The organism is Pseudomonas sp. (assembly GCF_050739775.1).
Classification (GTDB): Bacteria; Pseudomonadota; Gammaproteobacteria; order Pseudomonadales; family Pseudomonadaceae; genus Aquipseudomonas.
On the sequence record NZ_JBOICA010000003.1, the window covers coordinates 149977 to 159786 of the forward strand.

Sequence of the window (9810 nt, forward strand, 5' to 3'; positions counted from 1 at the left end):
TAGTCCGATTCTAAAATTTAGCCGCAGAGTATAGCGCTGTGGTGGTGGTCGGTTGCTAGGCACTCTATGGCGGGCTTGCCCCGCGATGCGATGTGGCTGACAGCTTGCAATCGCGGGGCAAGCCCGCTCCCACCGGTTAAGACAGTTGCTTGTATCCAAGGCAGTTGTCCCACAGAGATAGCGGAGAATCTTCATGTGGCAGGTAAATCCCCTGCCATATGTCATCTTCGTTTCATGCCAGGCGCTTCTAGGCCTATAATGATCACCTTTTTCGCCCAATGATTTTGCGGAGCTGGTGATGGTCGAACGTAAGGCTTCCGTCGAGCGCAATACTCTGGAAACCCAGATCAAGGCCTCGATCAACCTGGATGGCAGCGGCAAGGCCCGATTTGATATCGGTGTGCCTTTCCTTGAACACATGCTCGACCAAATCGCCCGACATGGGCTGATCGATCTCGACATCGAGTGCAAGGGCGACCTGCATATCGACGATCACCATACCGTCGAAGACGTCGGTATCACCCTCGGCCAGGCCTTCAACCAGGCCATCGGCGACAAGAAGGGCATCCGTCGTTATGGCCACGCCTATGTGCCGCTGGACGAAGCCTTGTCGCGTGTGGTCATTGACTTCTCCGGCCGTCCCGGCCTGCAGATGCACGTGCCCTACACCCGCGCCTCGGTGGGCGGCTTCGATGTCGACCTGTTCCAGGAGTTCTTCCAGGGCTTCGTCAACCACGCCAACGTCACCCTGCACATCGACAACCTGCGTGGGCACAACACCCACCACCAGATCGAGACGGTGTTCAAGGCTTTCGGCCGCGCCCTGCGCATGGCCATCGAACTGGATGAGCGCATGGCCGGGCAGATGCCATCGACCAAGGGTTGCCTGTAATGCAGACAGTTGCCGTTATCGACTATGGCATGGGCAACCTGCACTCGGTGGCCAAGGCCCTGGAGCACGTCGGCGCCGGCAAGGTGCTGATCACCAGCGACGCCGCGGTAATCCGCGAGGCTGACCGCGTGGTGTTCCCGGGTGTCGGCGCGATTCGCGACTGCATGGCCGAGATTCGCCGCCTGGGCTTCGACAGCCTGGTGCGCGAAGTCAGCCAGGACCGTCCGTTCCTCGGTATTTGCGTCGGCATGCAGGCGCTGCTCGATCACAGTGAAGAGAACGACGGTGTCGACTGCATCGGCATGTTCCCAGGTCAGGTGAAGTTCTTCGGCAAAGACCTGCACGAAGACGGCGAGCACCTGAAGGTGCCGCACATGGGCTGGAACGAAGTCACCCAGTCCATCGAGCATCCGCTGTGGCACAACATCCCTGACCTGGCGCGTTTCTATTTCGTCCACAGCTACTACATCGCTGCGGCCAAGGTCTTGCAGGTAGTGGGTCGCGGTCACTATGGTGTCGATTTCGCCGCCGCGCTGGCCGAAGGCTCGCGCTTTGCCGTGCAGTTCCACCCGGAGAAGAGCCATACCCATGGCCTGCAGCTGCTGCAGAACTTCGCGGCCTGGGACGGACGCTGGTAATGAGCAAGTCCAGGACCAAGGTACCGATCCTTACCCTCGCAGCGGAACAGGAACGCGAGGCGCTGGATGTACTCAAGCGCTTCCTCGAAGACCGTTTCGAGCTGCAATTGGGGTCGTTCGAGGTGGCCGAGGTTCTGGATCTGTTCACCAAAGAGATTGCCCCGCATTACTACAACAGGGCGATTTTCGATGTGCAGACGCACCTCAAAGAGAGGTTCGAGAGCATCGAAAGCGACTTGTGGGCGCTCGAGAAGAACTGACTTCCCGAGCATCGCTGTTTATCGAATTGAACAGGTTTTCCAGATGCTGATTATTCCCGCTATCGATCTTAAAGACGGTGCCTGCGTACGTCTGCGCCAGGGCCGCATGGAAGATTCCACGGTATTTTCCGACGACCCGGTGAGCATGGCCGCCAAGTGGGTCGAAGGCGGCTGCCGTCGTCTGCATCTGGTTGACCTCAACGGCGCCTTCGAAGGCCAGCCGGTCAACGGTGAAGTGGTTACCGCCATCGCCAAGCGCTACCCGCACCTGCCGATCCAGATCGGCGGCGGCATCCGTTCGCTGGAAACCATCGAGCACTACGTCAAAGCCGGCGTCAGCTACGTGATCATCGGTACCAAGGCGGTCAAGGAGCCGGAGTTCGTTGCTGAGGCGTGCCGCGCGTTCCCTGGCAAAGTCATTGTCGGCCTGGACGCCAAAGACGGCTTCGTTGCCACCGACGGCTGGGCTGAAGTCAGCTCGGTGCAGGTCATTGACCTGGCCAGGCGTTTCGAAGCCGACGGCGTCTCGGCCATCGTCTACACCGACATCGCCAAAGACGGCATGATGCAAGGCTGCAACGTGCCGTTCACTGCCGCCCTGGCCGCGGCTACCAGAATCCCGGTGATTGCCTCTGGTGGTATCCACAACCTGGGTGACATCAAGGCCCTGCTCGACGCCAAGGCCCCAGGCATCATTGGTGCGATCACCGGCCGCGCCATCTACGAAGGCACCCTGGATGTCGCCGAGGCGCAAGCCTTCTGCGACAGCTATAAAGGCTGAGGACTCCGACATGGCACTGGCCAAGCGCATCATCCCTTGCCTGGACGTGGATAACGGCCGGGTGGTCAAGGGCGTCAAGTTCGAGAATATCCGCGATGCCGGTGACCCGGTCGAAATCGCCCGGCGCTACGATGAACAGGGCGCTGATGAAATCACCTTCCTCGACATCACCGCCAGCGTCGATGGTCGCGATACCACCCTGCATACCGTCGAGCGCATGGCCAGCCAGGTGTTTATCCCGCTGACCGTGGGCGGCGGCGTGCGTACCGTGCAGGACATCCGCAACCTGCTCAATGCCGGTGCCGACAAGGTCTCGATTAACACTGCCGCGGTGTTCAATCCTGAGTTCGTTGGCGAAGCCGCCGCGCACTTCGGTTCCCAGTGCATCGTGGTTGCCATCGACGCCAAGAAGGTTTCCGGACCGGGTGAAACCCCGCGCTGGGAGATCTTCACCCATGGCGGTCGCAAGCCGACTGGCCTGGACGCGGTGGAGTGGGCGAAGAAGATGGAAGGCCTGGGTGCCGGTGAGATCCTGCTGACCAGCATGGATCAGGACGGCATGAAGAACGGCTTTGACCTGGGCGTGACCCGGGCGATCAGCGATGCCCTGGGCATTCCGGTGATTGCCTCGGGTGGTGTGGGCAACCTGCAGCACCTGGCCGACGGTATTCTTGAAGGCCATGCCAGCGCAGTGCTGGCGGCGAGCATCTTCCACTTCGGTGAGTACACGGTGCCGGAAGCCAAGGCGTTCATGGCCAAACAAGGTATCGTCGTTCGCTGAAACATTGTGGGAGCTGGCAAGGCCAGCTCCCACAGCTTCACCCCAGATTCTTGCCCAGCAGCGCGTGGTACAGCTCGCTGTCGCCGAGAATCCCCACCACCGTATTACCTTCCTGCAGCACCAGCTTGTTGCCGGTCTGATAGCGGATCTGCAGCGCTTCACGCATTCCGATGCCGGCACTGACCAAGGTCGGTTTGCGGCCCAGTCCTTCTACCGCCTCGCCCGGTGCCCAGTTCTGCAGGTCCATGCCATTGGCGCCCTGGCGTGCGCCTTTGATGGTGTTGCCTTCGGCCAGGTCCAGCCAGGAATCGCCGCCCGGATCGATGCACACCGAACCGTTGATGCGCTTGCACTTGTCCAGGGTGCGCATCAGGCTGCGGCCACACAGTACGTTGAGCGGGTTGGTGTGGGCGACGAAGGTGCGCACGTACTCGTCGGCCGGGTTGAGAACGATCTCTTCGGGCTTGCTGTACTGGATGATCTTGCCGTCTTTCATGATGGCGATACGGCTGCCCAGCTTCAGTGCTTCGTCCAGGTCGTGACTGACGAACACGATGGTCTTGCTCAGTTTGCGTTGCAGCTCCAGCAACTCGTCCTGCAGGCCCTGACGGATCAGCGGGTCGAGGGCAGAGAAGGGTTCGTCCATCAGCAGGATATCGGCGTCCATGGCCAGGGCGCGGGCCAGGCCGACGCGTTGCTGCATGCCGCCTGAGAGTTCATCAGGTTTCTTGTTGCGCCATTGGGTCAGGCCGACCAGTTCGAGTTTCTCGTCGACCAGCTTGCGCCGCTCTTTCTCCGGACGCCCCTGCATTTCCAGGCCGAAGCTGATGTTCTCGCGCACCGTGAGCCAGGGCATCAGGGCGAACTTCTGGAACACCATGGCGATACGCTTGGTGCGCATCATCTTCAGTTCCGCCGGGGTGCAATGGGCGATGTCGATATGCGAGCCTTCGTGCTCGACGAACAACTTGCCGCGGCTGACAGTATTAAGGCCGTTGATGCAGCGCAACAGGCTCGACTTGCCCGAGCCAGACAGGCCCATCAGCACACATATCTCGCCCTTGTTGATGTCCAGGTTGGCTTTTTCCACGCCGACTACCAGCCCGGTTTTTTTCAGGATCTGCTCCCGCGAAAGGCCTTGGTCGAGCAGGCTGAGGGCCTCACGCGGTCGGCTGGAGAAGATAACGTCTACATCTTCGAAGCGAATAATGCTCATGCTTCACTCCTCACCGGTGCGTCGGGTTGTTTGCAGATACGGTCGAGCATGATCGCCAGCAGTACGATCGCCAGACCCGCTTCAAAGCCCAGGGCGATATCGGCGGTGTTCAGTGCGTTGACTACAGGTTTGCCCAGACCATCGGCGCCCACCAGGGCGGCGATCACCACCATCGACAGCGACAGCATGATGCATTGGGTGACTCCGGCGGCGATGCTCGGCATGGCGTGGGGCAGTTCAATGCGCGACAACAGTTGGCGGCGTGAGCAGCCGAAAGCTTTGCCGGCGTCGAGCAGTTCCTGGGGCACATCACAGATACCCAGGTAAGTCAGGCGGATCGGTGCAGCGATGGCGAACACCACTGTTGAGATCAGCCCGGGGACCACGCCCAGGCCAAACAGGGTCAGGGTCGGGATCAGGTACACGAAGGTAGGTACCGTCTGCATCAGGTCGAGGACCGGGCGCATGGCGGTGTAGAACATCGGTTTGTGCGCGGCGAGGATGCCCAGGGGCACGCCGATGGCCACGCAGACCATGGTGGCGAACAGCACCTGGGCCAGGGTTTCCATGGTCTCCTGCCAGTAACCGAGGTTGAGGATCAGCAAAAATGACAGCACGCAGAAGGTGGTCAGCGCCCATTTGCGCTGGATCAGGTGCGCGATCACTGCAATCAGGCCGATCAGGACGAAGGGATTGAACCAGGTCAGTGCCCCGGTTACACCGTGAATCATGTATTCCAGTGCCGCAGCGAAAGCATCGAAGTAGTTGGCGCCGTGTTGCGTCAACCATTCAACGAAGCCTGCGATGTACTGGCCCAGAGGGAGTTTTTCATCGATCAGCATGATAGCGAGCGTCCACCTGCAAAAAATTGAAGACAGCCTGCGGCGGGGCCAGCCCGCCGCAGGCAGTGCTTACTGCGTCAGTTTGGCCTTGGCCGCCTCCAGGCCCGGTTTGCCGTCAACGGTGGTAACCCCTGCCAGCCAGGTATCGAGTACCTGAGGGTTGTTTTTCAGCCAGGCTTTGGCGGCTGCGTCGGGTTTCATCTTGTCGTCCAGGACGTTGCCCATCAGGGTGCTTTCCATGTCCAGGGTGAAGGACAGGTTTTTCAGCAGCTGACCGACGTTGCTGCATTCCTGCACGTAGCCCTTGCGGGTATTGGTGAGCACGGTGGCCTTGCCGTATTCGGGGCCGAAGAAGTCATCGCCGCCGTCCAGATATTTCATTTTGAAGCGAGTGTTCATCGGGTGCGGTTCCCAGCCCAGGAACACCACATCGGTGCCGCGGCGGGCGGCGCGATCAACTTGCGAGAGCATCCCCGCCTCGCTGGATTCGACCACCTTGAAACCGGCGTCCTTGAGACCGAAGGCGTTCTTGTCGATCATGCTCTGGATGGTGCGGTTGCCGTCGTTACCGGGTTCGATGCCATAGATCTTGCCGTCCAGTTCCTTCTTGAACTTGGGAATGTCGGCGAAGCTCTTCAGGCCCTTGTCATACAGCGCCTGAGGCACGGCCAGGGTGTACTTGGCGTTCTCCAGGTTGGCGCGCACGGTTTCCACCGTACCAGCATCACGGTACTGCTTGATGTCGTTTTCCATGGTCGGCATCCAGTTGCCGAGGAACACGTCCATGTTCTTGCCGTCGGCCAGCGACTTGTAGGTCACTGGCACCGAAATCATGGTGGTCTTGGTTTTGTAGCCCAGCGATTGCAGGACCACGCTGGTCACCGCGGTGGTCACGGTGATATCAGTCCAGCCGACATCGGAGAAGTTGACGGTATGACACTGCTCGGGCTCGGCGGCCTGGGCCAGCAGCGGCACACTCAGTAGTGCGGCGAGCAATAGCGAGGGTGAACCTTTCATGCGATGGACTCCTGATGTTTTTTCTCGGATGTCCCATGGGACCGCCGTGCTTTATGGTTTGCATTCGGTCGGACCTGACTATCGGGCGATAGCGGGACAGGTGCCGTGCAATCGAGTCGATACCGATCATCTAACAGCGAAAATCAAACGCCTACAGGGAGCGTCGTATCCAGTACAGACAGGGTCGCATCCAGTGTCGATGAGGTCGTTTACAGATTTTTCCTACCCTGTAAACGCGGTTTTGGCGTCTGTGCACCGCAAAAAAACGGCGCAGAAACAGTCGTGACAGCTGGCGGCGTTGCTGGGCAAGAGCGCGTCGGTTGCAGACGTCAGAAGTCCGGTCAAAAGCCTGATGATGCGCGAATTCGGCGGATTGCCGCCTATTTAGCGTAGCAGTTGCAACGCCCTTGGCTTGGGTTACGGGTGGCTGCTCAATCAGGAGGTATGTGGCATGGCCATCAGTGTGTTCGACCTGTTCAAGATCGGCGTCGGCCCATCCAGTTCTCATACCGTCGGGCCCATGCGAGCCGCGGCTTTGTTCGTCCAGGGGCTGCGCGAGCGCGGTGAGCTGGAGCAGGTGCGACGCATCGAGGTGCGCCTGTACGGCTCACTGTCGGCCACCGGTATCGGTCACGGTAGCGACAATGCGGTGATCATGGGCCTGATGGGCGAATGGCCGGACGCAATCGACCCGTCGCAAATCGGCCCACGCATCGCTGCACTGCGTGAAACAGACACCTTGCTGCTCGATGGGCGACTCGAAGTCGGATTTGTCTGGGCGCGCGACATGCTCCTGCTCGATGAAAACCTGCCCTACCACCCCAATGCCATGACCCTGGTCGCTGAAGGCGCGGCGGGCGAACTGCATCGCGATACCTATTACTCGGTCGGTGGCGGCTTTGTGGTAGACGCGGCCCAGGCCGCAAGTGGCGTGCTGGACGCTGACAACACCGTACTCCCCTACGATTTCAACAGCGCCGTGGAGCTCTTGGAACTGTGCAAGCAAAACGACCTGCGCGTGTCGCAACTGATGCTGGAAAACGAGAAGGTCTGGCGTAGCGAAGCGGAGATTCGCGCCGGCTTGCTCAAGCTCTGGCATGCCATGCAGGCGTGTGTCGAAAACGGCCTCAAGTATGAAGGCATCCTCCCCGGCGGGCTCAACGTCAAACGCCGTGCGGCCAAGCTGCACCGCAGCCTGCAAGAGCTGAACAAGCCTAATGTGATCGGTTCGACCTTGAGCGCCATGGAGTGGGTCAACCTCTATGCCTTGGCGGTCAACGAGGAAAACGCGGCGGGTGGACGCATGGTCACGGCACCGACCAATGGCGCGGCCGGAATCATCCCGGCGGTGCTCCATTACTACATGCGTTTTAGCGATGAAGTCAGCGAAGCCTGCGTGGTGGATTTCTTTCTGGGGGCGGCGGCGGTGGGTATTTTGTGCAAGAAAAATGCATCGATTTCCGGTGCCGAGGTGGGGTGCCAGGGCGAGGTCGGTTCGGCCTGTGCGATGGCGGCGGCGGGTCTTGCCGAAGTGCTCGGCGCGACCCCGGGACAACTGGAAAATGCGGCCGAGATCGGCCTTGAACATAACCTGGGGCTCACCTGCGATCCAGTCGGCGGGTTGGTCCAGGTGCCTTGCATTGAGCGCAATGCCATTGCCGCGGTGAAGGCGATCAATGCCGCACAGATGGCGCTGCGTGGCGACGGTGAGCACTTCATCTCGCTCGACCGGGTGATTCGTACCATGCGCGACACCGGCGCCGACATGCACGACAAATACAAGGAAACCTCACGCGGTGGTTTGGCGGTCAACGCCATCGAATGTTGATTCGGCCTGCGCCGTTTATGCCCGCGACTGGCACCTGTGCCACCTTTTAGCGCGCTGTTCGATATTCCCTCTATAAACAGCTGTCACCCCAGCCATTGGCGCCTGGGGTGACACTCGTTGATGTCGTTTCTGGGCATCCTTCCCACAAGTGCTACCGAATTGCTCATGTCTCTTACGCAGCGGCGCTAGGACGCTTGTTTGCGTTTAAAGCGCTGTCCCGGAACAAAGGCCCTGTAGACGCTGCGCGACGTCGTTTTTGGGTTTTATTGAATACCCATTCAATTTCAGGCATGGCAATTGCGTTGTGATTGGCAAAGCCCCTGCATTCGAATCGGGGCCGTGACAAAAAAGCCCGTGCCTGCCTGAGGCGCAACCTGCATTGTGTGAGGAGATACCGCGATGATGTCGTACAACTCCGGGACCCCAACCCAGAACCGCACACCACAATCCATCGGCTTCCTGCTGTTGGATAACTTCACCCTTATCTCCCTGGCTTCTGCAGTCGAACCGCTGCGCATGGCCAACCAGCTGTCCGGCCGCGAGCTGTATCGCTGGAGTACCTTGAGCGTGGATGGTGGTCAGGTCTGGGCCAGCGATGGCTTGCAGATCACCCCGGATGCGGCCATGCACAAGGCGCCGGCCATGGACACCGTGATCGTCTGCGGCGGTATTGGCATTCAGCGTACTGTGACCCGCGAACACGTGACCTGGCTGCAAAGCCAGGCCCGCCAGTCGCGCCGTCTTGGTGCGGTATGCACAGGCAGCTGGGCACTGGCTTGCGCCGGCTTGCTCGACGGCTTCGATTGCAGCGTGCACTGGGAATGCCTGGCGGCGATGCAGGAAGCCTTCCCACGGGTGAGCATGAGCACCCGGTTGTTCACCCTGGACCGGAACCGTTTTACCAGCTCCGGTGGCACCGCGCCGCTGGACATGATGCTGCACCTGATCAGCCGCGATCATGGTCGCGAGCTGTCGGCAGCGATTTCCGAGATGTTCGTCTACGAGCGGATTCGTAACGAGCAGGACCACCAGCGTGTGCCGCTCAAGCATATGCTCGGCACCAACCAGCCGAAGCTGCAGGAAATCGTCGCGCTGATGGAAGCCAACCTGGAAGAGCCGATCGATCTGGACGAGCTGGCTGTGTATGTCGCGGTGTCGCGTCGCCAGCTTGAGCGCCTGTTCCAGAAGTACCTGCACTGCTCGCCGTCGCGTTACTACCTGAAGCTGCGCCTGATTCGTGCCCGGCAACTGCTCAAGCAGACGCCGATGTCGATCATTGAAGTGGCGTCGGTGTGCGGCTTTGTCTCCACGCCGCACTTCTCCAAGTGCTACCGCGAGTACTTCGGCATTCCGCCGCGTGACGAGCGCGTGGGCTCCAATACTGCGCAGCAGGTGGCAATGATGCCGATTCCGCAGGCATTGGTGCTGTCGCCGCTGGCGGGGCCGATGTCGGCATTGAGTCAGGCCCGTAATGAGTCGACGTTTGCCAGTGTGAGGCTCTAAGTAGCGCATCGCGGGGCAAACCCGCTCCCACACTGTGGGAGCGGGTTTGCCC

Annotated in this window: 10 protein-coding genes; 7 read left to right on the forward strand and 3 right to left on the reverse strand. The window is 60.2% G+C overall.

The window, feature by feature from the left end:
* The first annotated feature begins 298 nt into the window (after nt 1–298).
* From hisB to hisF, 5 genes are read left to right on the forward strand one after another with little or no spacing between them, the layout of a single operon-like run.
* Entirely contained in the window at nt 299–892 is a 594-nt protein-coding gene (gene hisB, locus ACRESH_RS03405) for an imidazoleglycerol-phosphate dehydratase HisB (RefSeq protein ID WP_028942262.1), read from the forward strand.
* Nucleotides 892–1530: an imidazole glycerol phosphate synthase subunit HisH gene (hisH, locus tag ACRESH_RS03410; RefSeq protein WP_431740615.1), complete on the forward strand. Its 639-nt coding sequence runs from the start codon at nt 892–894 to the stop codon at nt 1528–1530. Before hisB ends, hisH begins: the two co-directional genes overlap by 1 nt.
* Nucleotides 1530–1790 (forward strand): DUF2164 domain-containing protein, encoded by a 261-nt coding sequence (locus ACRESH_RS03415; RefSeq protein WP_431740616.1) that lies wholly within the window; start codon nt 1530–1532, stop codon nt 1788–1790. Before hisH ends, ACRESH_RS03415 begins: the two co-directional genes overlap by 1 nt.
* Nucleotides 1791–1833: 43 nt before the next feature.
* Nucleotides 1834–2571 (forward strand): 1-(5-phosphoribosyl)-5-[(5-phosphoribosylamino)methylideneamino]imidazole-4-carboxamide isomerase, encoded by a 738-nt coding sequence (hisA, locus tag ACRESH_RS03420; protein WP_431740617.1) that lies wholly within the window; start codon nt 1834–1836, stop codon nt 2569–2571.
* A 10-nt stretch (nt 2572–2581) separates the two neighbouring features.
* Nucleotides 2582–3352 carry an imidazole glycerol phosphate synthase subunit HisF gene (hisF, locus tag ACRESH_RS03425; protein WP_038605774.1) on the forward strand — a complete coding sequence of 257 codons (771 nt, stop codon included), beginning with the start codon at nt 2582–2584 and terminating at the stop codon, nt 3350–3352.
* A gap of 37 nt (nt 3353–3389) precedes the next feature.
* Here hisF and choV read toward each other — a convergent pair whose 3' ends face one another.
* From choV to ACRESH_RS03440, 3 genes are all read right to left on the reverse strand, one after another.
* Nucleotides 3390–4568 carry a choline ABC transporter ATP-binding protein gene (gene choV, locus ACRESH_RS03430; RefSeq protein WP_431740618.1) on the reverse strand — a complete coding sequence of 393 codons (1179 nt, stop codon included), beginning with the start codon at nt 4566–4568 and terminating at the stop codon, nt 3390–3392.
* On the reverse strand, nt 4565–5413 hold the full coding sequence (choW, locus tag ACRESH_RS03435; RefSeq protein WP_431740623.1) for a choline ABC transporter permease subunit: 849 nt from the start codon (nt 5411–5413) through the stop codon (nt 4565–4567). Before choW ends, choV begins: the two co-directional genes overlap by 4 nt.
* Nucleotides 5414–5479: 66 nt before the next feature.
* A complete protein-coding gene (locus ACRESH_RS03440) occupies nt 5480–6427 on the reverse strand; it encodes a choline ABC transporter substrate-binding protein (protein ID WP_431740619.1) in 948 nt (315 codons plus the stop codon).
* A gap of 451 nt (nt 6428–6878) precedes the next feature.
* On the opposite strand from ACRESH_RS03440, the gene ACRESH_RS03445 reads away from it, so the two are divergent.
* Both ACRESH_RS03445 and ACRESH_RS03450 read left to right on the forward strand, forming a co-directional pair.
* A complete protein-coding gene (locus tag ACRESH_RS03445) occupies nt 6879–8255 on the forward strand; it encodes an L-serine ammonia-lyase (RefSeq protein ID WP_431740620.1) in 1377 nt (458 codons plus the stop codon).
* Between the two features lie 399 nt (nt 8256–8654).
* On the forward strand, nt 8655–9758 hold the full coding sequence (locus tag ACRESH_RS03450; protein ID WP_431740621.1) for a GlxA family transcriptional regulator: 1104 nt from the start codon (nt 8655–8657) through the stop codon (nt 9756–9758).
* Nucleotides 9759–9810 lie beyond the last annotated feature (52 nt).

Excerpts from the sequence above, each read along its gene's own strand:
- hisB (WP_028942262.1), top strand. The coding sequence starts at position 299 with ATGGTCGAACGTAAGGCTTCCGTCGAGCGCAATACTCTGGAAACCCAG.
- hisH (WP_431740615.1), top strand. The coding sequence starts at position 892 with ATGCAGACAGTTGCCGTTATCGACTATGGCATGGGCAACCTGCACTCG.
- ACRESH_RS03415 (WP_431740616.1), top strand. The coding sequence starts at position 1,530 with ATGAGCAAGTCCAGGACCAAGGTACCGATCCTTACCCTCGCAGCGGAA.
- hisA (WP_431740617.1), top strand. The coding sequence starts at position 1,834 with ATGCTGATTATTCCCGCTATCGATCTTAAAGACGGTGCCTGCGTACGT.
- hisF (WP_038605774.1), top strand. The coding sequence starts at position 2,582 with ATGGCACTGGCCAAGCGCATCATCCCTTGCCTGGACGTGGATAACGGC.
- choV (WP_431740618.1), bottom strand. The coding sequence starts at position 4,568 with ATGAGCATTATTCGCTTCGAAGATGTAGACGTTATCTTCTCCAGCCGA.
- ACRESH_RS03440 (WP_431740619.1), bottom strand. The coding sequence starts at position 6,427 with ATGAAAGGTTCACCCTCGCTATTGCTCGCCGCACTACTGAGTGTGCCG.
- ACRESH_RS03445 (WP_431740620.1), top strand. The coding sequence starts at position 6,879 with ATGGCCATCAGTGTGTTCGACCTGTTCAAGATCGGCGTCGGCCCATCC.
- ACRESH_RS03450 (WP_431740621.1), top strand. The coding sequence starts at position 8,655 with ATGATGTCGTACAACTCCGGGACCCCAACCCAGAACCGCACACCACAA.